The organism is Thalassospira sp. UBA4513, assembly GCF_002388495.1.
Classification (GTDB): Bacteria; Pseudomonadota; Alphaproteobacteria; order Rhodospirillales; family Thalassospiraceae; genus Thalassospira; species Thalassospira tepidiphila.
In genome coordinates this window covers 160,170-182,849 of sequence record NZ_DGMR01000038.1, presented here as the reverse complement: position 1 = coordinate 182,849, position 22,680 = coordinate 160,170, and the positions used below count along the sequence as shown (strand labels likewise).

20 protein-coding genes are annotated in these 22,680 nt (G+C 55.9%); 2 read left to right on the top strand and 18 right to left on the bottom strand.

Annotated features, from left to right (window positions below; genetic code table 11):
* Window positions 1-45 precede the first annotated feature (45 nt).
* Both B2T33_RS16455 and B2T33_RS16450 read left to right on the top strand, forming a co-directional pair.
* Window positions 46-1,047: an aldo/keto reductase gene (locus B2T33_RS16455; RefSeq protein WP_286792654.1), complete on the top strand. Its 1,002-nt coding sequence runs from the start codon at window positions 46-48 to the stop codon at window positions 1,045-1,047.
* Between the two features lie 685 nt (window positions 1,048-1,732).
* On the top strand, window positions 1,733-2,680 hold the full coding sequence (locus tag B2T33_RS16450; RefSeq protein WP_286792653.1) for a cyclase family protein: 948 nt from the start codon (window positions 1,733-1,735) through the stop codon (window positions 2,678-2,680).
* 103 nt (window positions 2,681-2,783) lie between these two features.
* On the opposite strand, the gene B2T33_RS16445 is transcribed toward B2T33_RS16450, so the two are convergent.
* From B2T33_RS16445 to B2T33_RS16360, 18 genes are all read right to left on the bottom strand, one after another.
* On the bottom strand, window positions 2,784-3,938 hold the full coding sequence (locus B2T33_RS16445) for an iron-containing alcohol dehydrogenase (protein ID WP_286792652.1): 1,155 nt from the start codon (window positions 3,936-3,938) through the stop codon (window positions 2,784-2,786).
* A gap of 21 nt (window positions 3,939-3,959) precedes the next feature.
* Entirely contained in the window at window positions 3,960-5,435 is a 1,476-nt protein-coding gene (locus B2T33_RS16440) for an NAD-dependent succinate-semialdehyde dehydrogenase (protein ID WP_286792651.1), read from the bottom strand.
* 18 nt (window positions 5,436-5,453) lie between these two features.
* Complete coding sequence (locus B2T33_RS16435; RefSeq protein ID WP_286792650.1) at window positions 5,454-6,608, bottom strand: iron-containing alcohol dehydrogenase; 1,155 nt, start codon at window positions 6,606-6,608, stop codon at window positions 5,454-5,456.
* Between the two features lie 47 nt (window positions 6,609-6,655).
* Complete coding sequence (locus B2T33_RS16430) at window positions 6,656-7,318, bottom strand: ABC transporter ATP-binding protein (RefSeq protein WP_063089116.1); 663 nt, start codon at window positions 7,316-7,318, stop codon at window positions 6,656-6,658.
* Window positions 7,315-8,091, bottom strand: a complete 777-nt coding sequence (locus B2T33_RS16425; RefSeq protein ID WP_286792649.1) for an ABC transporter ATP-binding protein — start codon at window positions 8,089-8,091, stop codon at window positions 7,315-7,317. Before B2T33_RS16425 ends, B2T33_RS16430 begins: the two co-directional genes overlap by 4 nt.
* Window positions 8,088-9,035, bottom strand: a complete 948-nt coding sequence (locus tag B2T33_RS16420; protein ID WP_008889929.1) for a branched-chain amino acid ABC transporter permease — start codon at window positions 9,033-9,035, stop codon at window positions 8,088-8,090. The genes B2T33_RS16425 and B2T33_RS16420 overlap by 4 nt, the downstream gene beginning before the upstream one ends.
* 1 nt (window position 9,036) lies before the next feature.
* Complete coding sequence (locus B2T33_RS16415; RefSeq protein WP_008889930.1) at window positions 9,037-9,936, bottom strand: branched-chain amino acid ABC transporter permease; 900 nt, start codon at window positions 9,934-9,936, stop codon at window positions 9,037-9,039.
* 94 nt (window positions 9,937-10,030) lie between these two features.
* Window positions 10,031-11,344, bottom strand: a complete 1,314-nt coding sequence (locus B2T33_RS16410; RefSeq protein ID WP_064781110.1) for an ABC transporter substrate-binding protein — start codon at window positions 11,342-11,344, stop codon at window positions 10,031-10,033.
* A 21-nt stretch (window positions 11,345-11,365) separates the two neighbouring features.
* The gene (locus B2T33_RS16405) at window positions 11,366-12,703 is read right to left on the bottom strand and encodes an ABC transporter substrate-binding protein (RefSeq protein WP_286792648.1); all 1,338 of its coding nucleotides are present in this window, start codon (window positions 12,701-12,703) and stop codon (window positions 11,366-11,368) included.
* A 244-nt stretch (window positions 12,704-12,947) separates the two neighbouring features.
* Window positions 12,948-14,318 (bottom strand): sigma-54-dependent transcriptional regulator, encoded by a 1,371-nt coding sequence (locus B2T33_RS16400; RefSeq protein WP_197146669.1) that lies wholly within the window; start codon window positions 14,316-14,318, stop codon window positions 12,948-12,950.
* Window positions 14,287-16,041 carry a sensor histidine kinase gene (locus B2T33_RS16395; RefSeq protein WP_197146670.1) on the bottom strand — a complete coding sequence of 585 codons (1,755 nt, stop codon included), beginning with the start codon at window positions 16,039-16,041 and terminating at the stop codon, window positions 14,287-14,289. Before B2T33_RS16395 ends, B2T33_RS16400 begins: the two co-directional genes overlap by 32 nt.
* Before the next feature lie 112 nt (window positions 16,042-16,153).
* Window positions 16,154-17,776 carry an acyl-CoA dehydrogenase family protein gene (locus B2T33_RS16390; RefSeq protein WP_286792645.1) on the bottom strand — a complete coding sequence of 541 codons (1,623 nt, stop codon included), beginning with the start codon at window positions 17,774-17,776 and terminating at the stop codon, window positions 16,154-16,156.
* An 11-nt stretch (window positions 17,777-17,787) separates the two neighbouring features.
* Window positions 17,788-18,249 carry an acyl-CoA thioesterase gene (locus B2T33_RS16385; protein WP_286792644.1) on the bottom strand — a complete coding sequence of 154 codons (462 nt, stop codon included), beginning with the start codon at window positions 18,247-18,249 and terminating at the stop codon, window positions 17,788-17,790.
* 22 nt (window positions 18,250-18,271) lie between these two features.
* The gene (locus B2T33_RS16380; RefSeq protein ID WP_286792643.1) at window positions 18,272-18,751 is read right to left on the bottom strand and encodes a MarR family winged helix-turn-helix transcriptional regulator; all 480 of its coding nucleotides are present in this window, start codon (window positions 18,749-18,751) and stop codon (window positions 18,272-18,274) included.
* Between the two features lie 26 nt (window positions 18,752-18,777).
* Window positions 18,778-20,100 carry a TRAP transporter large permease gene (locus B2T33_RS16375; RefSeq protein ID WP_286792642.1) on the bottom strand — a complete coding sequence of 441 codons (1,323 nt, stop codon included), beginning with the start codon at window positions 20,098-20,100 and terminating at the stop codon, window positions 18,778-18,780.
* A complete protein-coding gene (locus tag B2T33_RS16370) occupies window positions 20,097-20,657 on the bottom strand; it encodes a TRAP transporter small permease (RefSeq protein WP_286792640.1) in 561 nt (186 codons plus the stop codon). The genes B2T33_RS16375 and B2T33_RS16370 overlap by 4 nt, the downstream gene beginning before the upstream one ends.
* Window position 20,658: 1 nt before the next feature.
* Entirely contained in the window at window positions 20,659-21,711 is a 1,053-nt protein-coding gene (locus B2T33_RS16365; RefSeq protein WP_063089098.1) for a TRAP transporter substrate-binding protein, read from the bottom strand.
* Between the two features lie 157 nt (window positions 21,712-21,868).
* Window positions 21,869-22,648 (bottom strand): crotonase/enoyl-CoA hydratase family protein, encoded by a 780-nt coding sequence (locus B2T33_RS16360; RefSeq protein WP_286792638.1) that lies wholly within the window; start codon window positions 22,646-22,648, stop codon window positions 21,869-21,871.
* Between the last annotated feature and the right edge of the window lie 32 nt (window positions 22,649-22,680).

The following is a 22,680-nucleotide window of genomic DNA, read 5'->3' as shown; positions in this document are numbered from 1 at the left end:
TATAGAACACTAGGCAGATCAGGGTTGAAAGTCTCAGCCCTTTCGATGGGAACATTTACTTTTGGCGGCGACGGACCGTTCGCAATGGTCGGTTCGCAACAAGTGCCCGAAGCACGCCGTCTTGTCGATTGCTGCATTGATCACGGTGTGAACCTGTTTGACACTGCCAATATGTACTCGACGGGCCTGTCCGAGCAAATCCTTGGCGAAGTCCTTGACGGCCGACGTGATCAGGTTCTTGTTACATCCAAGGCCCGCATGCGGATTGGCGATGGCCCGAATGATGAGGGGGTAAGTCGCTATCACCTGATCCGGGAATGCGAAAAGACGCTCAAGAATCTGCGCACCGACCACATCGACATCTATTACATGCACGAATGGGATGGCGTCACCCCGGTCGAAGAAAAGATGGCCGCTCTTGATGCTTTGGTCACACAGGGCAAGGTGCGCTATGTCGGCTGCTCAAACTATTCGGGCTGGCACATCATGAAATCATTGCAGGCATCCGAACGGGATCGCCGTGTGCGGTTCGTCACACAGCAAATTCATTACACCCTTGAGGCCCGCGAAGCAGAATATGAACTTCTGCCGATTTCGGTGGACCAAGGGCTTGGAGTTTTGGTCTGGAGCCCATTGGCGGCGGGATTGCTCTCGGGCAAACATCGCCGTAGTCAGCCTGTTGCGGAAGGGTCCCGGCAGGCTGCGGGCTGGACCGAACCACCCATCCGGGATCAGGATCGTTTGTGGGACATAGTTGACGTCCTGATCTCGGTGGGTGAAAAACATGGCGTTGAAGCCGCCCAGATTGCACTGGCTTGGTTGTTAACCCGCCCCGCAGTTTCATCGCTTGTAATTGGGGGCAGCAATATCGATCAGTTCAAAGCTAATTTCCGTGCGTTTGATGTCAAGCTTGATCCAGATGATCTTAAACGTCTTGATGAGGTCAGTGCTCCGCCGTTGATTTATCCTTACTGGCATCAGGGGCAATTTGCACATGACCGTTTTTCCGAAGGTGATTGGGCCTTGCATGCTAGGTCGGGTAAATAGCTGGCCCTCTCGGAAACTATCGTCCATGAGTTAAGCCTGATTTTCTTTTCAATTAGAATGAACCTGTCTTGTTGAGCAAGCTGTGATGCGTGGCCCTCGTTTCCAATTTTGGGGGCGTAAAAGTTGAATGTGCCCATCAAATGAAAGGGATTTTCGTTTGAGATAGCCCCGAGTTCTTCGGCGCGCGGTCATCTTCGCATATCGATTTTTCATAGCTTCGCTGAACGGCAGGTTGAATAATCATGTTGTTTCAGCTTTGGAGTTGACAGCAATCTGAGCCGAGAAATCTTAAGTACTGCGTGGTCAGCGGATATGATGAAATCCATTCCGTAAATTCATTCACGAAGTACAAGATACAAGCTCCGAAATGCTGCCTGTATTTTGGAAATGTACTGATTTCATTGAGTTTTCTCCGCCCTCAAAATCTGTTTCACCTAGTGAGTGGGAGTTCGATTCTCCCCGGGGGCACCATCACTTTTCCCAAAAGATAGAATGACAAAAATTGCGAGCTTGGTGAGACAGGCTGATCGCCTGCATGTTTTGCCGGAGCGATAACCGATCATGTCAGGTGTTCGATTGATCGGTTGCCGCTCAAATTTCTTTTAATGATCGCCGTTTTGAGCCATTTTTTTGTTGGCATTGTAATTGCTGCTCCCTGAGTCCTTATCAACTTAGGGAGGAAAAAATGCAAAAAGCAAAAATGCTTGTCTCTGCATCCATGATGCTTGGTCTTATCGGCGCAATCGGTACCGCTTCGGCCGATGACCGGTTTACATCACCGTTTGGACCAGATGATCAAATCGGGGCAGCGAACTATCTCACTTCGGACGTAACACTTGCAGCCAGTAAGCTGATTTCCGAAGGCAAGGTCTATTCACTGGGGATGGAAATTTCACGTGATACGCCGGCCTTTGCACCACGTGGTGTCGCTGTGACGGTTTTCTCGCCTGGACAAAGCGGCAACAAAACAATCGGCAGCAATGCAGGAACCTATAACGATGACATGTTCACCGGCTGGCTCGGTGTCGGGACACAGATTGATGGTCTGGGCCATCTTGGTGATCATCATACCTATTATAACAATAACCACGCCGAAGATATGGTCGCAGCCACCGGCCTGACCAAGCTTGGCATTGAAAACGTGCCACCAATGGCAACGCGTGGTGTCCTGCTGGACGTTGCTGCGATCAAGGGGACTGATCGTCTTGAAGGCGGCTATGTCATCACCCTTGACGACATCATGGCGGCTCAAAAAGCGGCCGGTACCGAAATTCGCAAGGGAGATGTGGCTCTGATCCATACCGGATGGCTTGATTTGGTCGGGAAGGACAATGAGCTTTACGGAACGACCGAACCGGGCCTTGGTCTGGAAGCCGCGGAATGGTTGGCAAATCAGGGTGTTGTCGCCGTTGGCGCCGATACATGGGGGCTTGAAGCTGTTCCCCATGAAGATCCGAGTGCTTTCTTCCCGGTCCATGTGAAGCTTCTGGCAGAAAGCGGTGTCTATATTCTTGAAAATATCGTCACCCGGGACCTGGCCGCAGGCCGGGCGCACGAGTTCCTGTTCGTTCTCGGGCAGGCCAAGCTTAAGGGCGCTGTACAGATGATCATCAACCCGGTTGCCATTCGTTAAGCCGGTCTGATCATTTTGATAACTTTAGAACCGGCGGCCAAGCGACCAAACAGGCCGCCGGTTCTTGTGCCACGATACAAACCGAAGTTTGCAGACGGGCAAATTAATAAACGCTGCGATAAATCGCCTCGATCTCCTTGGCGGTCATGTCGCGCGGATTGCTGTCGATCAGGCGATGGATCTTGGTAAAGACTTCCTCGGCCATTTCCGGCAGGGACTCTTCGGTGACGCCAAGATCGCGCAGGCGGATTTCAAGACCGCTGGCCGGGACCATTTCCTCGATCCTTTTGACGAACGCCTCGGCGGCGGCGTCTTCGCTGTCGAAATCGCCCCCTTCGATCAGGCACGGGGCGAGTTCTGCATACAGCTTTTTCGCGGCTGGCAGGTTAAAGCGGATCACCTGCGCCATGACCAGCGCATTGGCATGACCATGCGGGATATGGAAACGTGCGCCCAGCGGATAGGCCAATCCATGAATGGCGGCAACCGATGCATTGGCGAACGCCATCCCGGCAATCAGCGATCCCTGCAACATGGCAGAGCGTGCTTCCTTGTCACCCGGATTTTCAATCACCTTCATCAGGTTCTTGCCAAGCAGCGAAAGGGCTGTGACCGCCATGCCATCGGCAATCGGGTTTTTGCGTGTGCGGCTGGTATAGCCTTCGATCGCATGGACCATGGCATCAAGGCCCGTGGCCGCTGTGACCTTTTGCGGCAGGCCATAGGTCAGTTCCGCATCAAGAAGGGCGATATCGGGCATCAGTTGCGGGGTGTAGACAACCTGTTTGAGGTGGTCGTTATCTGTAATTACCGACACCCATGTAACTTCTGATCCGGTCCCGGCGGTGGTCGGGATCTGGATCAACGGTAGGCGGTCACCAGTTGCCTTGTCCACCCCATAGATCTCTTCGATGGTCTGGTCGCTGTTGGCAAGCAATGCAACCAGCTTGGCACTATCAAGCGAGCTGCCGCCGCCAAGACCGATTACGCCATCCGCCTTCCAGTCACGTGCCCCGGTAATGGCGGCTTCGACAATTTTCTGGGGCGGGTCGGCTTCGACGTCAGAAAATACCTGAACCGCGATACCGGCGGCCTCAAGTGCATCTTGCGCCTTTTGCGCAAAACCCAGTTTGACGATGCCCGGATCGCAAACGATGATGACACGGCTGGCGCCGAGTTCCTGCATCAGGCTGCCGGTCTTGGCAATGCCACCGGCTTCGCAGACGATGCGTGGCACGCTTCGGAACATGAAACTCATGATGTGTCTCCTTATCCGGGATCAGTTGGCGTTCCCGGCGAGACCGCCGAGGCACATATATTTAATCTCGACGAAATCATCGATGCCGTATTTCGACCCTTCGCGGCCGATGCCGGATTCCTTGACCCCGCCAAACGGTGCTGCCTCGGTCGAAATGATGCCTTCGTTGATGCCAACGATGCCGTATTCAAGCGCCTCGCCAACCCGCCAGATGCGACCGATATCACGCGCATAGAAATAGGCCGCCAGACCAAACGGCGTATCATTGGCCATGCGAATGGCATCTTCTTCACTGCTGAACTTGAACAGCGGTGCAACCGGACCAAAGATTTCCTCGGAGAAAATCCGCATATCTGACGTAACCCCGGTCAGAATGGTCGGGGTAAAGAAGTTGCTGTCCGGTTTGGCGCGGTCACCACCCAGAACAGCCTTTGCCCCACGTGAAACCGCGTCTTCGACCAGTGCTTCGACCTTTTCGATTGCCTTGGCATTGATCAGCGGGCCCTGTGTGATGCCTTCTTCGGTGCCCAAACCGACACGCAATTTGCCAACGGCCTCGGCCAGTTTGGCGGCAAAGGGGTCATAGACACCTTCCTGAACCAGAATGCGGTTGGCACAGACACAGGTTTGACCGGCATTGCGGTATTTCGAGGCAATCGCACCTGCAACGGCCGCATCCAGATCGGCATCATCAAAGACAATAAACGGCGCATTGCCGCCAAGCTCCAGGCTGACTTTCTTGACGGTATCAGAACACTGACGCATCAAAAGTTTGCCGACCTGGGTAGAGCCGGTGAAGGACAGCTTGCGCACGATCGGGTTGGCAGTCAGTTCACCACCGATTTCCGCCCCGTGTGATGCGGTGACGATATTGATCACGCCATCGGGGAACCCGGCGCGTTTGGCCAGTTCGACCAGTGCAAGCGCGGTCAGCGGGGTATCTTCCGCGGGTTTGATGACGACCGTGCAACCCGCGGCAAGGGCCGGGGCACATTTGCGCGTGATCATTGCCATCGGGAAGTTCCACGGCGTGATCGCGGCAACAACACCAATCGGCTGTTTGACGGTGATGATGCGTTTGTCCGCGCTATGGGACGGGATGACATCGCCATAAATGCGTTTGCCTTCTTCGGCAAACCATTCAAGGAAGGACGCGCCATAGGCCACTTCGCCGGATGCCTCGGCCAGGGGTTTGCCCTGTTCGCGGGTCATCAGCAATGCAAGGTCGGCCTGTGCCGCCATGCAGAGGTCAAACCATTTGCGCAAGACGTTTGCACGTTCCTTGGCGGTTTTGGCCCGCCACGCCGGAAGGGCAGCATTGGCGGCATCAATCGCACGATTGGTTTCGGCCGCGCCCATATCGGGCACATCGGCAAGATGTTCGCCGGTGGCCGGATCAACAACCGCAAAGGTCTTGCCGCTGTCGGATGCGACCCATTTGCCGTCGATATGTCCTTGGGTTTGCCAAAGGCCAGTATCATTTAGCTGGATGGTCATGGTGGCTATTCCTTTTCGTTACAGCACGGCGGCATAGATCGCGCGTGCGGCGTCGAACGTCATTTCACGCGGATTGTTGATCAAAAGGCGTTCCACCTTCATCGCATCGGTCGCCAGCATGTCGAGATCGCTTTCCGCCACGCCGACTTCGCGTAAGGTGCGGCTGAACGGCATGCGTTCGACCATGTCGGTCATGAAAGCAATGAAGCGATCACAGGCAGCATCGTCATTTGCGAACTTTTCACCCGGCAGAATGGCGCGGGCGAGTTCGGCATATTGCGATACGGCCGCATCCCGGTTGAATTTCAAAACCTCGATCAGGACCAGCGCATTGCTGTGTCCATGCGGGACATGGAAATGCCCGCCCAGTGGATAGGCAAGGGCATGAACCGCTGCGACCGGGGCATTGGCAAAGGCCATTCCGGCCAGCATGGACCCCTGAAGCATGGCTTCACGGGCTTCGCGTGACGGGGTGGCAGAAACTGCATCATCGATATGGGCGGTCATCAGCTGCATCGCGCGGATGGCAAGTCCGTCCGACAGGGCATTTTTCTTGTGCTTGGTGGTGTAGGCCTCAATGGCGTGCACCATGGCATCAATGCCGGTCATGCCCGTGATCGGGGCTGGAAGGCCCATGGTCAGCTTGGCATCAAGCAGTGCGACATCGGGATAAAGCAGGCTGGACACCACGCCCTTTTTCTCGTGCGTCGGTGTGGTGACAATCGAAATCGGGGTGACTTCCGAACCGGTACCCGCCGTGGTCGGCACCTGAATAAGCGGCAGGCGCGGGCCCATCGCGAGACCGATGCCATAGATCTCGTCAAGTTTCTGATCCTTGCCACACAGAAGGGCGACCAGTTTTGCGGTATCAAGCGATGAACCGCCGCCAAGGCCGATGACGATATCGGCCTTGAAGTCACGGGCACCCTTGACCGCGGCAAGAATGCTTTCCTCGGGCGGGTCTGCCTGAACATCGGTCCAGAGCAGGGTTTCAATCCCGGCTTCTTTAAGGGCTGCATAAGGGGCGTCGATCAGGCCAACCTTCTGCAAGCCCGGATCGGACAGAAGAACGGCGCGTTTCGCGCCGAACTCCTTGCACAGGGTGCCGAGTTGCAAGGCACCGTCGAACTCGCAGATGACGCGAGGGGTGGTTTCAAACACAAAGTCTGACATGGGGACCTCGTCTTTTGACATGTCTGTTGTCGGGGCTGTCGTCGGGATCAGGCGGTTTCCAGTTCAGCCTTGGAAACGGTGCCACGTTCGATGCGATAACTGCCCGCCACCAGATCGGCGGAGTGGCTGTCATCAGACTCAGAGATCAGAACGCACAGCCCGCTGCTGCCAAGATCGGAAATGACTTCCGACAGGCGGCGTGACAGGACCGGTGCGACCCCTTCGAACGGTTCATCAAGCAACAAAAGATTGCGACCGGGCATCAATGCACGCCCGAGCGAGACCAGTTTCTGCTGACCACCGGAAAGCTGCAGCGCACGGCGATCCCGGAACTGGGCGATTTCCGGCAGCAGGTCATAGACCCATTTCAACCGTTCCGCGGCGTCCGCAATACCGTTGGTCCAGGCCGGAAGAAGTATGTTTTCCTCGACCGTCAGGGACGGGATCAGACGGCGATCTTCGGGCATATAGCTGATGCCGGCTTTGGCACGGGCAAAGTCAGCCATCTTGCGCAGATCCTGCCCATCAAAGGTGATGGTGCCCTGATCTGCGTCCAGAAGGCCCATGATGGCGCGCATCAGCGTGGTCTTGCCCGCCCCGTTATGGCCGATCAGGCCAAACATCTTGCCGGACGGCACCGAAAGCGAGACATCGCGCAGGATCGGAATATTACCGATCGATACATCGAGATTACTGATTTCCAGGGTCATGATGCGCCATTCCCTTGTTTGGTTGTGGGACGATGGCCGGTCACAAGATCGCGGACCTGCTGATCGGCCAGAACAGCCGCAGGTTCGCCATCAGCAATGATTTCGCCGCTATAGAATGCCAGAACGCGCGAGACATAGCGTTCGACCACATCCATGTCATGTTCGACAAACAGCACGGTCACGCCATGCTGACGCACGGCATTCATGACCGTATCCATCAGGTCGGTTTTTTCATCCACGCTGACACCACTGGTCGGTTCATCAAGCAGCAGCATCTGAGGATTGCCGATCAACGCCATGGCGATATCAACCAGTTTACGCGCACCCTGCGGAACGGCGGTTACCAGTGAATCGCGATAGTTTTCGACACCGAATTCCTTAAGGATTTCCTCAGCCCTGGCGATGCGGGCATCGCTGCGAAGGGGGCTTAGGAAACTCGGACGGGCGCTTTCGGCAGCAGCCAGCGCGACAATCAGGTTGTCGAGCACGGTCATTTCCGGGAACAGCTGCGCAACCTGGAAGGAACGCGCCATACCGGCCCGCGTGATCGCACGCGGGGAATGGCCCATGATGGACTTGCCATTAAACAGGATCTCGCCGCGGGTCGGCTTGAGATAGCCCGTCACCATGTTGATGAAGGTCGTTTTGCCAGCCCCGTTGGAGCCGATCACACCAACGACTTCACCCTTTTTGATCTGAACGTTCAAATCCTTTGCGGCGATGACCGCGCCGAATTCCTTGTTCAGCGAACGTGTTTCAAGAATGCAGGTCATGCCCGTTCTCCTGTTTTTTCACGGCTGACCAGGCTCCACAGCCCTTTGGGCAGGAAGATAATGACCGCAAGCAGCGTGAAACCGAGGATCATCTGCCAGGTATGGGGAACGAATTCGATGGCGTAGGTCCGCACGAACGAGAACACGATGGCCGCAATAAACGGTGCTGCCACGTGGCCCAAACCACCCAAAAGCGCGATGAAGACAAATTCGCCCGACGTGGTCCAATAGGCCATCTCCGGATCAACGTGGCCGGTGGCAAGGGCCGTCAGACCGCCGCCAAGGGCCGATACCGCCGCCGCAGCAACATAGTTGCCATAAAGCAACCAGCGCGGTGACAGACCAAGATATTCAACACGAACTTCATTTTCGCGAACAGCCTCGCAAATGACGCCAATGCCTGCCTTGGTGTACCGATGGATCAGAACAGCAACGATCAGACCAGAGACCACAGTCATGGTAAAGACGGTGTGCTGGCTGCCAGCGCCCGCTTCGGGGGCCCAGCCAAACAGGGTCCAGTCATGAACGTTAAAGCCGTCCGTGCTGCCCAGTTCCTGACTTTTGACAAGGATGCCAAACAGGATCATCGAAAATGCCAGCGACAGCATGGCAAAGAAGATTTCGCGATAGCGCGTCAGCAACAGACCCAACAGCATGGCAACAACGATTGCGACAAACATGCCAAGTGACAGGGCGGCAATCGCATCATGAATGCCAAAGAACTGGCCGCCCATGCCAACGGTGTAACCACCGATGCAATAGAACAGGCCCTGACCAAAGGATACGAGGCCGGAACGCATCTGCATGACGACGCCCTGGACGACAAGTGCCTTGGCCAGTGCGATGGTCAAAAGAAAGATCAGCCAACCCGGTGAAACGAAGCCGAACAGAACGCAGGCAAGCGCGATCAGTCCGAGCGAGATTTCAGTTTTATCAAGACGCATGTCAGATTTTCCTCGCCAAAGTACGGCCAAACAGGCCTTCGGGACGGAACGCCAGAACCAGTGACATCACGCCATAAATGACGAACAGTTCGAATTCAGGGGCATAGTGAACGGCAGCTGCACGGCTTAGCCCGACCAAAAGGGCACCAACAGCGGCCCCCCCGATGCTGCCAAGGCCACCAATAACCACCACGGCAAAGGCCAGAACGATCACCTCGATGCCGATCCCCGGCACGACAGAGATCGCAGGCGCAGTCAGCGCACCGGCAAGTGCGCCCAGTGTGGTGCCCAGAACGAAGGTGATGGTGAACATCAGTTTCACGTTCACGCCCATGGCAACCGCGATTTCGCGGTCATGGATCACTGCACGCAGGACCTTGCCCTGATTGGTGCGTTCAAGCCACGCCCACAGGCCAAGCCCAAGCAATGCGGATACCCCGACCAGGGCGACGTCGTAATTGGAAACCTTAAGCAAGCCGAGCGATGTTCGCCCAAGCTCGGAATAAGGCTGATAGGCGAAATACGGGCTGACACCCCAGACGATTTTCATACCGTCTTCAAGGATCAGAAGAAGGGCATAGGTAATGATCACCATCAGGATTTCGTCGCGGCCATACATGAGGCGCAGCAATCCGCGTTCGACGATCACACCGACAATCAGACCGGCAACCAGCGCGGCACCAACCAGCAACAAATAGCTGACCCATGCCGGGCCCATGCCGTTGTTGAAATACCAGCCAACCAGTGACGCTGCCGAATAGGCGCCGATAGCATAAAAGCTGCCATGCGCCATGTTCAGGATGCGCATCACCCCGTAAATCACGGTCAGGCCGGCAGCCACAAGAAACAGCCACGATGCATAGATCGAGCCATCAATCAGGACGGCAAGAAGACTTGTCATCACAAATATCCAGTGTGCAGGGAAAGGGGCGGACATCCCAAGGGAGACGGGATGTCCGCAGGATCAGGAAGCTCTGTGAAACAGAGCGGGCAACTTAGTTACACTTAGCGCCCGGGAAGCCGTCTGCGATCCAGTCCGCAGCAGCAACACCTTCCGGGGGTGTTACGCATTCGCCATCAAACGAAACAGCGTTCTTGATCGAGGCAACGCCGTCTTCGTAGTGGTATTCACCATAGGTGATACCCTGCATGGCCTGATGACCATTGCCGCGTGCCATTTCAACCGTGCCCGAAACCGACTCAAAGGTTGCACCTTTCATCGCAGCAGCAAGTTGCTCTGCCGACGGGATTTCCTTATCGGCGACACCGGCATTCTCGGCGGCATACTTCAGACCTAGGATCGCCTGGGCCATCTTGGTTGCCGGATAGACCGGCTCAAGGTCATAAGCGTTCTGATAGACACCCTCAAACCAGGTGTTCAGTTCGTTGTCCGGGGCAAACTGGCCAAACGGGCCACGTGCACCGATGATCATGCCGTTCGGGGCTTGATCCTTGTAAGTGGCAAAGGATGCTTCACCGCAGGTCAGAAGGCCGGTGGCGTCTTCAAGCAGACCACGGGCATTTGCCTGCAGAACCAGGGCTTCCATGTCACCGCCCCAGAAGGAGCTGTGAACGATTTCCGGGCGTTTCACGGACAGGGCAGAGATTTCTGCACCGTACTGGCCCTGATAGATTTTCGGGAACTGCTCTTCGACAACTTCTGCTTCAGGGAGGAGTGCCGATGCAGCGGCGGTGAAGTCAGCCCAGCTGTCCTGACCCCAGGAATAGTTCTGCTGGATGCCGGCAAGACGTGTAACGTCCGGACGGGTCGCCGCAAGGTAACGAACAGCACCGATGTTATCGACAGATGCGTCAAGACCGGTACGGAACATGTATTGCGCGTCCGGGTTATCCGCAAACAGACGGGGAGTACCGCAATCATATGCGATGGTGAAGGTTTTCAGTTCTTCGGCAACTGGTGCAATTGCCAGGCAGTCACCCGAAGAAACATAGCCGATGACGGCATCAACTTTCTGACGCTGAACAAGGTTGCGGTATTCTTCAACCTGCTTGGTTGCACCACCGGCTTCGTCGATGATCACGGCTTCGATTTCAGCACCATTGATGCCAATCTTGTCGTATGGTGCGGGCAGGTTGCCCTTGTTCAGTTCTTCAACAAGAACCTTGGCGGCATTTGCCGACGGAACGCCGAACGGACCAGCTGCCGGACCGGACAGGAAGGTCACGATTCCGACGCGGAATTTGCCGTTCTCAGCAGCCGATGCAGAACCGGCTGCGCCAGCTGCAAGGGCAAGCGCTGCGACGCCCGATACAAGGTATTTGCTGAATTTTGATTTATTGTTCTTCACTATTTCCTCCCTTGGGAAAGGTCATGGAGTTGGCGGTGGAACTGCCTCCGACCCGCCGGCCACGGCATCGCGGCGACGTTTGACCATCTCTTTTGATGGTTTGAGGTCTTCGGCATCGTAGATCGCCCAGTTCCCCACCATCAGTTTCGATGGCGGAAAGTCTTCGTTGTGGACGACCGTGCCCACGGCTTGCGCCTGGACAATCTGGTGAGTTTCGGGATCGATATAGGATGCAAATCTCGGCGGATCTTCGGGCAGGGCCAGTTGCAACCCTTCAAGTGCGGTGATGAGCGCGCGGTCATCGTCAACGCCGCCAGCCTTTTCAATGGCGCGTGCAATGGCGATGATCCCGGTATAGGCGCCTTCGGCCGCATAGGTCGGATAACGCCCGGTCATGTCGTGAAACTGTTTGACGAACCGCTTGTTGCGGCCGGTGTCGGGCCAGTTATTGTGATGGCGCGCCGACAGGATCAAACCCGGATAGGGCTGATCACCAAGGGCCATCATCACATCGTAATTCGCACCGGTATCGAAATTGGCCAGACGGGTGGTTTCAAAGAAACGGGTTGATGCCGCCTGTTTGATAAAGGCGATGAAGTCCCCGCCCCAAAGGGCGGTTACGACCACGTCGGCCTTCGCCGATTGCAGGGCGTTGATATAGATCGAATAATCCGGCTCATAAAGCTTCGGCCACAGATCGCCGACGGTCTCGTATTCGACACCCAATTCATCAAGGGCGAGTTGCAGATCCGTCCAGGAAACATGGCCGTAATCATAATCCGGTCCGACAAAGGCAAGGCGTTTCCAGCCGGTTTCCTTTTGCAGATCGCGTAAATAGCGCGCACCGGCGGCCATCGACGTCCAGCTGTCATTGGTGACGCGGAAGTAATAATCGTGACCGGCCTCGATGCTGAGCCGCGATGACGCATGATCGGTACCGACCATGATGATCTTTTCGTTCTTGGCGAGATCGCTCACGGCGTGGGCCACACCCGATGACACGATGCCGCAGAAGAACTTGGCATTGTCATTGGTGATGAAATCCTGTGCCAGACGGACCGCATAGGATGCCTTTGATCGCGGGTCATCGGCGATGACACGCAGATTGGGCACATTCAGGCCGGATTTTGCTTCGGCTTCGAGGTCCTGAAGGGCGATTTTGATGCCGGAAATACTGTCGCGGCCATAGGTGGCCGACCGTCCGGTCATCGGGTACAAACAGCCGATGACAGCATCTGCGTTCTGTGCAGATGCGCCCAGCTCAAAACGTTCTGCCTGTGCGGTATTGGCCGCAAACAGTGCGAACGTGGCTACAATAATGGTGATGCACCCGGAAACCGGGTGTTTGAGCATCTCCATGACTTTCCTCCCTGCGAATGGTTGTTCCATCCGCGTTTGTACCTTTGTCTCGGTATTCCGCAAAGGCTGTGCCAGTTGCGAAATTTCGGTGCAAAGTCAGGAAAGCCGCACGATTGACCGTTTTGGGCCAAAATCATGGAGTGGTTTTGAGCGCGAATATGAGCGTTAGGCGCTCAAACAGCAAAACACCCTTGAGCGGAAACCGCTCAAGGGTGCGTCGGAAATGCTTCGGGTTGGGGGTAAGTTATTGCAGCCCCAGCCTTTGTAGTCGGCGTTTCAGGGCATGACGTGAAATACCAAGTATTTCTGCCGCACGGCCTTTGTGACCGTCGGCCTGATCAAGCGCATCTTGCACCAGATGACGCTCGGTGTTGTCCATGCGGTCCTGCAATTGCGCATTGCCATCCGAAACTCCGCCATGCCGATCATCCGGGTTATCATCCGTTACGTGGAATTCAGCCGGCAGCAGATCCGTTGAAATCTGTTTGGACGGATAAAGAATGGTCAGACGCTCAATCAGGTTTTTAAGTTCGCGCACATTGCCGCGCCAGCGATGATGGCGCAGCAGATCAAGGGTTGCATCGTCAAAATGGATCGGATGGCATCCTTCGGCCTTTGCCTGATGATCGGCGAAATGGTCGACCAGTTTGATAATGTCCTCGCCGCGGTGGCGCAGTGCCGGGATATCAATGGTGATGACGTTCAGGCGGTAAAACAGGTCTTCACGGAAATTGCCCAGACGAACTTCCTCGGCAAGGTCGCGGTTGGTCGCGGCAATTACGCGGACATCGGCCGATGCGGAATGTTCGCTCCCGACCGGGCGATAGTCGCCGTTTTCAAGGAAGTGCAAAAACTTCGCCTGCAGCGCCAGCGGCAATTCGCCGATTTCATCCAGAAACAGACTGCCGCCATCGGCAAGACGGACAAGGCCGGTGCGTTTCTGATGCGCACCGGTGTAGGAGCCCTTTTCGGCGCCAAACAGTTCGCTTTCGATCAGCTGTTCCGGCAGGGCGGCACAGTTGACTTCGATAAAGGCGTTGGAAGCACGCGGGCTTTGGCCGTGAATGGCACGCGCAACCAGCGCCTTGCCGGTCCCGGACTCCCCTTGCAACAGGATGCGGCTGGCACTGCTTTGTGCGACACGGTCGATCGTTGTGCGCAATTCGCGCATCGGCGCGCATTCGCCAATCAGACCGTTGGTCGGGACATTGCGCTTGCGGTGGTAATCAAGCTCAAGTGCGGTGCGGTTCTGATCAAGGGTGGTGTTGATCGTGTGGATCAGCTCATCAAGTTCGAACGGCTTGCTAAGGTAATCGGCCGCACCGAGTTTGACGGCCTTCACCGCTGCACGCGTGTCACCATGGGCCGAAATCATGATGACGGGCACGTCGATATCAAGTTTGCGGATGCTATCAAGGACCTCCATGCCATCGGCACCGGGCAGGCGCAGATCAAGCAGGATGATATCGAACTTGTTTTCACGGACTTGCAAAAACGCATCTTCACCGGAATGGACGCCGGTGACATCCATGCCTTCGGTACGAAGCGCAAAGCTTAGCGATCGGACGAATGATTCCTCATCATCAACGATCAGAATCCTGATCTGGCGGGGCATTTCTCGATGTTTCCTCCTTTGAAGTTTCCGATTTCGTTGCCGGGAACTTCAATGTGATGATCGTGCCCTCTTGCGGGGCACTTTCAATATTGATTGAACCGTTATTTGACTCGACCAGTTGTTGGCTGATTGTCAGGCCAAGTCCGGTTCCTTTGCTTTTCATGGTAAAAAATGGCTGCACGACGTCAAGCAAATGCTCTTTGGGGATGCCCGAACCATCATCGGTGACGCGGATCTCTACCTGATCCTGATGGCGCTCTGCGCGCAGGCTCACTGTGCCGCCGGGCTGACAGGCCTGAATGGCATTGATCCCGATATTCAGCAGGATCTGCAGCACCTGATCGGGGTCGACAAAGATCGTCAGGCGGGAATCGCCGCTGGTGTAAAACCGCACCTGGGCCTCTTCGGCGACCGGCGTCAGGACGCGCGATGACTGTCGGAACAGATCCCGTATTTCGGTTTCCTGCGGGCAGGCTTCACCGGGTCGGCCATAAGCCAGAAGATCATTGACCACGCGTGACAGACGATCAATCTGGTGGCCCATATCATCCAAAAGTGTTTTGCGCTCACCATCGGGTTCCTTGCGCACAAGGGCCTGAACGGTGGTTTTCATCGTCGCCAGCGGATTGCGGACCTCATGCGCGACACCGGTGGCAAACTGGCCCAGAACGGCAAGCTTTTCGGCGCGCACTGTACGATCAATCAGGTCTTTAAGCTGCCAGGCCATGGTGTTGAAGGCCTTGGCAACCGTGCTGATTTCATCGCGACGGCGACCTTCGGGCAGGCGGTAATACAGATCGCCCGATGCAATACTGTGTGCCCCCTGAACAAGTGTATCGACCCGTCGGCGCAGGCTGCGCGACAGGGCAAAAAAGATCGCCAGAATAACCACAATGATGACGGCGGCTGTCACCGTCAGCCAAAAGCGCGTTTCATCAATCGGCTGCAGGATGGTGCCCGGTCGAACACTCATCACAAGGTTCCATCCCGGAAGGATGCTGGGACCTTCGATCAGTTCGCCAGTGACCTCGGTCGGGCGCCCGGTGGCATCAAGAACAATACCGCCCGGCGTGCGCAAAAGCGGATCGATCACACCCGATACCCCGGCACTTGCCAGAAGCTCGGTCAGGGATGCCAGACGCACATGCAGAGCGACAGACGTGTTCTGCCCCAAGCCGGTATCGCGGATGTGTGCCCGCATTAAAATCCAGCCGGAATTGCCATTTTCAGGCAATTTGGGGCCAATAAACTCAATACCTTCATGCTCTACACGCGGCAGGCCGGAAATATCCCAGCCGTTTTTCGACCAATAAGGCGGGCCGGATGCGGCTTGGCCTGCAACCAACCGATCAAGATTGTCGTACCAGTCAAAAAACAGTACACCATAAAGGTCAGGCGAATCTGCCTCCACCCGAAGCAGCGTCAGAGCCTCTTCCGCCTGTGGGGAGTTCGGCGCTTCAATAAAGGCCGGCAGGGCCGGGTGGTTTGACAGGGTGACCAACTGATAGATGCGCGCATCTAGAAAGGCAGAAAGTTTGTTTGACGTCGCCGCGACCTGCGCGCTGAGCCGCTCACCTGTCAGACGGTCAATCAGTTCATTGGAAAAGCGCTGATAAAAGAAACTGAGTGCCAGAAGCGCGCACACGACAACACCGACCGATAACAAGGTATATCGGCCAACAAGGCTTAGTCGTTGATTTCGGGACCAATGAAATCCGGCCAAAAGCGTTCCCTTGAATTAGGACTCGGTACTCGAACTATAAATTGGCCCACGTGCCAAAGAAATCTCTTTAATTTAAATGCTCGAGTTTGACGGCGAGGAGGCATCCAGAGATTTAGCGATGCGCCATGCTTGCGGTGCTGCAGGCGAGTGTCACAGCACCCCATTCCGTTACCTGCGCCAGGCATTTCTCATAGCGGCTGGTTTGATCGGCTGAAAGTCGATCCGCGAGTTCCGTCCAAAGTGCCACGCCATAGGTTGCCGCGCTGATCTGCATATAATCTTGGGCATACTGCTCTGGCGTGTCACTGGCGATGATTTCTGATGTCATCTGTTGCCAGTATGCCAAAAGCTGTTTTGCCAGCTCGGTATCGCAACGGGTGCCCGCAATCAGGTCGCTGATCAGGGCCTCGAACGCCTTGGCACTTGCTCCGTCCTTGTGGCGGGTCAATCGACCGGCAAGGGTCAGGGCATGAATGCCGTTTGTGCCTTCATAAATCTGGCAGATGCGCGCATCGCGAAGTGTTTGTTCCACCCGGTATTCGCGCAAATAGCCATACCCGCCAAGGACCTGTATGCCGATCTGGGCGGCTTCAACCCCGGCATCGGTGCAGAACGATTTGCAAATCGGGGTCAGGAATTCGATCAGGTCGGAATTTGTACCCGTCTCCATCAACGCAAAGGTCTTATAGGCCATCAACCGACCGGTCATCGCCAGCATGTCCTGACGGGCCAGCATGCGCGCAACGTCGTGATGCTGATCGATGGAAATCGGTTGGCCGGTATTTCGGTCGCGGCCCTGCTTGCGCTCTGCGGCGTAGCTTTGGGCGATGTGATGGGCACGCGTGGCATGTGCCACCCCCTGCAAGGCGACATCAAGTCGGGCATGGTTCATCATGGTGAACATGCACATCAAACCCTTTCCAATCGGGCCAATTGGTGTGGCGGTTGCATCATCAAACGCCAGTTGGCAGGTGGGTGATGCATGCAAACCCATCTTTTCTTCGATCCGGGTGACCGTGACGGCGTTGCGTTCCGTGTTGCCAATATCGGACGGGCACAGAAACAGCGTCAGCCCCCGAACCCCGTCTTCGCGGGTACCGGTCCGCGCCAGCACCAGATGCAGGATTTCATCACTCAGATCCTGATCCCCGCCAGAGATAAAGATCTTCTCCCCGGTCAGAACCCAACTGCCGTCTTGTTGTTGGTTTGCGACCGTGCGGATATCTGAAAGGTCTGAACCTGCTTGCGGTTCGGTCAGGCACATGGTGGCAAGATGGCTGCCCGATGCCAGTTTGGGAAGCCAGGTCTGGCGTTGGTCATCGGTGCCAAATTGCGCAATCAGTCTGGCGGCACCGGGGACAAGTCCGGTGACCATCTGAAAGGAATGACAGGCCCCGGCCAGTATTTCGCTGATCGCGCCACAGACGGTGGCCGGGGCACCCTGACCACCAAATTCCTCGGCCAGTGAAATCGATTGCCAGCCCTGTTCGACATAGGCCTGATAGGCGTTGCTGAAACCCGATGGCATCCGGACCCGGCCATTTTCGATCCGGCAGCCTTCCTGATCGCCCGGTTCGTCAATCGGGGCTATGACGTCTTCGGCAAAGCGGGCAAAATGATCCAGAATTTCGCGGGTGATTTCCGCATCAAAGCCGTGTCCTGCAGCGCGGTTTTCATCACCGGTCACTGACAGGGCAAACAGAATATCGTCAATCGGGGCTTTGAAGGGGATCACGAGGGCGTCTCTTAAGCTTGCGTTTCCTGATGGAGTGTCAGGCGGATAACCTTGTTTTCTGACAAGGCGGCCTTGACCGCATCAGGCACGGGAACAGCAACCAGACTTGCCGGGTTGTCCGGGTTGGCGCGGCCCCAGACGCGGGTTTGCGATCCTTCAAGCAAGGTGGTTTCACCCAGCGTAAAGCGATGGGAAAGGTCGAACGATTTGCCGCCCCAGCGTGATACTTCGACGTGATGCACGATCAGATCCCCTACCCGGGCCGGCGCCATAAAACTGGCATCACCACGCACAAGTGGCGTTCCGCGAAAATCGGCATCCTTTGCGATCATGGTGGCAAGGTCGAACCCTGCAACTGACAACAAAGCCAGAAGTCCGCCTTCCATCCAGTCATAAAAGTTCGGGTTATAAACAATCCGGGCCGGATCGCAGTGACCCCATTCAACACGGATTTCACGGGACAGTCGCAACATGGAACCTTACCTGATCTAAGCGTTATTTGACCTGCTGAATACGGATCAGCATCTCTACAAGGTGCGCGCGTTCTTCGGGACCGAACCCTTCCAGAAGCTTGTCTTCGTGCTTTTGAACCGCACGGCTGGCCTCAAGGAAAAGCTCGATCCCCTTTGCGGTGGTGCGCAGCGCATAGACACGACGATCGGTTGGCACCTTGTTGCGCACGATTAATCCGCGCGCCTGAAGTTCATCGACCATGACGACAATGTTCGACCGTTCCATGGCAAGTGACCGCGCCAGATCGGTCTGACTGATGTCTGGGTTTTCATTGATGATGGCAAGCGCACTATAGGTCGTCGGCTTCAGATCAAGATGCGTCAGGCTGGCGACAAAATCGCTATGGATCGACATATAGGCACGCTTGAGGTTATAGCCGACAAAGCCGCGCAGCGGACTGTCGGGCGACAATCCCGCAATACCGGTATCCGTATCGTTTTTCTTCTTTTTGTTTGCTTGCAACGGTGTCTCCATCTTTTTGGGCGCGGCTATCCTGTGACGATATCCACCAGCCAGAATGTCAGTACCGGGAACGCGACAATGATCGCGATGCGCAGGCACTCGACCAGCAGGAACGGCACCGCCCCGCGGAAAATCTTGCGCGTCGGAATATCGGGTGCCATCGCCGATATCATAAACAGATTAAGCCCGACCGGGGGTGTGATCATCCCCAGTTCGACAACAATCAGGGTGATGATACCAAACCACAGCGCCTGATGGGTCGGATCCATCCCGAAATCCATCGCCATGAAGGCAGGGAAAAACACAGGCACGGTCAAAAGGATCATCGACAGGCTGTCCATGATGCACCCCATGACGATGTAAAACAGGATCACCACCATCAAAACCGTCATCGGTGCGATCCCGGCCGTACCGACCCATTCGGCGGCCATGGTCGGCACCCGGGTCAGGGCAAGCGCGACATTAAAAAGATCCGCGCCAAAAATGATGGCAAAGATCATCGCCGTGGTCCCGGCAGTCTCAATCACGCATTCAAAAAGGCCCTTAATCGACAGGCTGCGCATCAGAAAACCGGTCAGCGCAATCAGGACCACACCAACAGATGCCCCTTCGGCCGGGGTGAAGACACCGCCATAAATCCCGCCCAGAACGGCGATGAAAACAAGCGCAACATGCCAGATCCCGCCAAGCGACCTGATGCGTTCGCGCATCGGAAGCCCCGCATGGGCCGGGCCTTCTTCGGGGAACAGGCGAACATAAACGCCAATCGCCAGAATAAAGCCAAGCACGGCCAGAAGTCCCGGAATGGTCGCGGCCAGGAACAGTTTGACAATGTTCTGTTCGGTCAGAAGCGCGTAAATGATCAAAACCACCGACGGCGGGATCAGGATGCCAAGCGTGCCGCCCGCGGCAAGTGTTCCGGCCCCCAGTGCGCCGGAATATCCGTGGCGCCGCATTTCGGGCAGGGCCACCCGGCCCATGGTGGTTGCGGTCGCAATGGATGATCCGCAAATCGACCCAAATGCCGCACAGCCGGCAACCGATGCCATGGCAAGTCCACCCCGCCAATGACCAAGCCAGGCATTGGACGCGGTAAAGATTGCGCGGCTGATACCGGTTCTGGTGGCAATCTGCCCCATCAGGATAAACAGCGGAATGACCGCCAGGTCATAGGAAATGTATTTATCGACAATCGCGGTCTTGAGATAGGCCGACAGCGGCATCCATCCCGACAGGACGACATATCCGCCCGCCCCGACAACGGCCATTGCCAATGCAATCGGCATGCGCAGGAAAATAAGCGCCAGCAGGACGACGACCATAATGATGCTGATTTCAACCGGGCTCATTGTGGGGCATCCGTTTGCGATGGGGTGGTCGGGCGAACAAACTGTTCGATGACGTTCGACAACGCGGTCAGGGCTGAAAGCCCAAGTCCGAACAGTGCGAAGCCGTAGATAATCCAGGTGGGCATTCTCAAAAGCATGCTGCGGTCGTTGTAATCAAACATATCAATCAGGCCGTAAGCGACCCGCCAGGAAATAATCACCCAGCCACAACAGAACAGGATCTCCCAGAGTTGATCCAGAATGGTGCGGGTGCGTTGGGGGAAGGCCATGCTGAATATGTCGACCATGACGTGGTTGCCCTTGCGTTGGCACAACGGCAAAAACAGAAACGCGGCAATCCCGCATCCCATTTCGACAATTTCAAAGTCACCACGAATGCCGCCAATGCCGATATATCGCATCGTCACGGACAGCGTTACCGTGACGGCGACAGCAAGCATGACGGCACCCGCAACAGTAGCGGATACAATGCAGGCACGATCAACAAACTGACCAAGAAAATGAATGGGCGCAGCGCGATTGCCGCGCCCATTGTGATCACGGGTGGCTCCTGACATGTCAGGCGGTCTCGGCGTCGATCAGCTGATTAAGGCGATCAATCATCGCCTTGCCATCATGTCCGGCATCATTCAGGGTCTCGATCCATTCATCGACGACCGGTTGGGTCGCAGACTGCCAGCGTTCAATTTCATCTTTGGGAATCTCGACGAACTTGTTGCCGCGATCGGCACACATTTTGTAGCCAACCGATTCAAAGCTATCGAACTGTTTGCCGATCTGGCGTGACAGATCGATACCGGAATTGGCATCAATCACTGCTTTCAGATCATCTGGCATGCTGTCATAGGCATTGCCCGCCATCAAAAGCGCAAACGAATTGGCATAAAGACCTCGTCCGCCTTCTGCCGGGGCGCAATGCACCGATGTCAATTCATGAAGCTTGAAGGCCGGAACCACTTCATAGGGCAGACAGGTGCCATCAATCACGCCATTGGCAAGGCCTACGGCCATTTCCGTGACCGGGAAGAAGACCGGCTCGGCGCCCAGAATGGACAGGGCTTTACCGACATTCTGGTTCGGGGCGCGGATTTGCAGGCCGTCAAGATCAGCCTGATTTTCAATCGCCTTGTCGCGCATGTGGAACTTGCCGCCGGCATGAACATGATAGGCCAATGGCTTCATGCCACGGTATTCGTCCTGACCAAACTCATCCATGAACTTGTGCATGGCAACCGATGTTGCTTCGGCGGTTGTCACCATGAAGGGCAGGCTCAGCGTTTCGGAAATCGGATAGCGACCCGGCGTGTACACGGTCAAGGTCCAGGCAATATCAACAACGTTGTTTGCCACCTGTTCGGCAAGCTGCGGCGGCTTGCCGCCAAGCTGCATGGCCGGGAAAATCTGAATATCGATACGGCCATCGGACTGTTCGCGGATGGTCTTGGACCACGGTTCGAAGAACGCTTTGTGCATCGGTGCCACCGGCGGCAACATATGATGCAGACGAAGGGTGACTTCGGCTGCGCGTGCCTTGCCAATGATTGCAGGCGCTGCAAGTGCGCCGCCCATGATGCCGAGCATCTGGCGGCGATTAACGGAAAATCCTGACATCGAACGTCTCCTCACATTATGGGCGCACCGGTTTTGTGGGGTGGCCCTGTTCCTTCCTGATTGTTCTGGCGTCCGCTTTGTGCGGTTTCTTGCCGATCCTTGATCTTATGTTATGCGATCTGATGGACGCAATTATCTGCGGCTCTGTTATAGGCGGTTACTTGAAATTCGGTGCACGTTTTTCAAGAAACGCCTTCAATCCTTCCTGTGCATCTTCGCTGGTTTGGGTCAGGGCGGCACACAGGCTTTCGGTAAACAGGCCATCGGTTTTCGCCATGTCTTCGATCCGTGACAGGGCCTGGATCATGACATAGTTCGAAAGCTGCGCATTTTCGGCAACCGTATTTGCAAGCTCGATGGCCTTTGCTTCGGCGGCTTTCTCGCTGTCACAGACATAGTGGGTCAGGCCAAGGCGAAGGCCGTCTTCGGCGTTGTATTTGCGCCCGGTCAGCATCATCTCGATCATGCGATCCGCGCCCAGAATTCGGCCAACCCGGACCGATGCACCGCCGCCAACGAAAATGCCACGTCGCCCTTCGGGAAGCTGGAAAAAGGCGGTCTCATCGGCAATACGAATATGGGTCGCACTGGCCAGTTCAAGGCCGCCACCGATGACCGCCCCCTTAAGCAAGGAAATCACCGGCAATCCACCATACTGGATCATATCCATGATGCGGTGCCAGTTGCGTGAATGACGCATGGTATCGGCGGCATTTCGTGCAACATGCTCGGCCAAATCAAGCCCGGCTGAAAAATGCCCGCCTTCACCGGCCAGGATAACAACCCGCACCCCTTCGGGCGGATTGGCAAAAAACGCCTCGAGTGCTGCCATCAAAGTATCGCTGACCGCGTTACGCTTTTCAGGTCGCGTGATGGTCAAACGGGCAATCGATCCGTTGATTGCGACGTTCAATACGTCATTCGCGCCGTTGGTCATGTTCTTGTTCCTTACGTAAAGCAATCTGGTCT

What these genes read in the sequence shown, in the direction of transcription:
- B2T33_RS16455 (WP_286792654.1), top strand. Translation starts at nt 46, where the DNA reads ATGGGAACATTTACTTTTGGCGGCGACGGACCGTTCGCAATGGTCGGT.
- B2T33_RS16450 (WP_286792653.1), top strand. Translation starts at nt 1,733, where the DNA reads ATGCAAAAAGCAAAAATGCTTGTCTCTGCATCCATGATGCTTGGTCTT.
- B2T33_RS16445 (WP_286792652.1), bottom strand. Translation starts at nt 3,938, where the DNA reads ATGAGTTTCATGTTCCGAAGCGTGCCACGCATCGTCTGCGAAGCCGGT.
- B2T33_RS16440 (WP_286792651.1), bottom strand. Translation starts at nt 5,435, where the DNA reads ATGACCATCCAGCTAAATGATACTGGCCTTTGGCAAACCCAAGGACAT.
- B2T33_RS16435 (WP_286792650.1), bottom strand. Translation starts at nt 6,608, where the DNA reads ATGTCAGACTTTGTGTTTGAAACCACCCCTCGCGTCATCTGCGAGTTC.
- B2T33_RS16430 (WP_063089116.1), bottom strand. Translation starts at nt 7,318, where the DNA reads ATGACCCTGGAAATCAGTAATCTCGATGTATCGATCGGTAATATTCCG.
- B2T33_RS16425 (WP_286792649.1), bottom strand. Translation starts at nt 8,091, where the DNA reads ATGACCTGCATTCTTGAAACACGTTCGCTGAACAAGGAATTCGGCGCG.
- B2T33_RS16420 (WP_008889929.1), bottom strand. Translation starts at nt 9,035, where the DNA reads ATGCGTCTTGATAAAACTGAAATCTCGCTCGGACTGATCGCGCTTGCC.
- B2T33_RS16415 (WP_008889930.1), bottom strand. Translation starts at nt 9,936, where the DNA reads ATGACAAGTCTTCTTGCCGTCCTGATTGATGGCTCGATCTATGCATCG.
- B2T33_RS16405 (WP_286792648.1), bottom strand. Translation starts at nt 12,703, where the DNA reads ATGGAGATGCTCAAACACCCGGTTTCCGGGTGCATCACCATTATTGTA.
- B2T33_RS16400 (WP_197146669.1), bottom strand. Translation starts at nt 14,318, where the DNA reads ATGCCCCGCCAGATCAGGATTCTGATCGTTGATGATGAGGAATCATTC.
- B2T33_RS16385 (WP_286792644.1), bottom strand. Translation starts at nt 18,249, where the DNA reads ATGTTGCGACTGTCCCGTGAAATCCGTGTTGAATGGGGTCACTGCGAT.
- B2T33_RS16375 (WP_286792642.1), bottom strand. Translation starts at nt 20,100, where the DNA reads ATGAGCCCGGTTGAAATCAGCATCATTATGGTCGTCGTCCTGCTGGCG.
- B2T33_RS16370 (WP_286792640.1), bottom strand. Translation starts at nt 20,657, where the DNA reads ATGTCAGGAGCCACCCGTGATCACAATGGGCGCGGCAATCGCGCTGCG.
- B2T33_RS16365 (WP_063089098.1), bottom strand. Translation starts at nt 21,711, where the DNA reads ATGTCAGGATTTTCCGTTAATCGCCGCCAGATGCTCGGCATCATGGGC.
- B2T33_RS16360 (WP_286792638.1), bottom strand. Translation starts at nt 22,648, where the DNA reads ATGACCAACGGCGCGAATGACGTATTGAACGTCGCAATCAACGGATCG.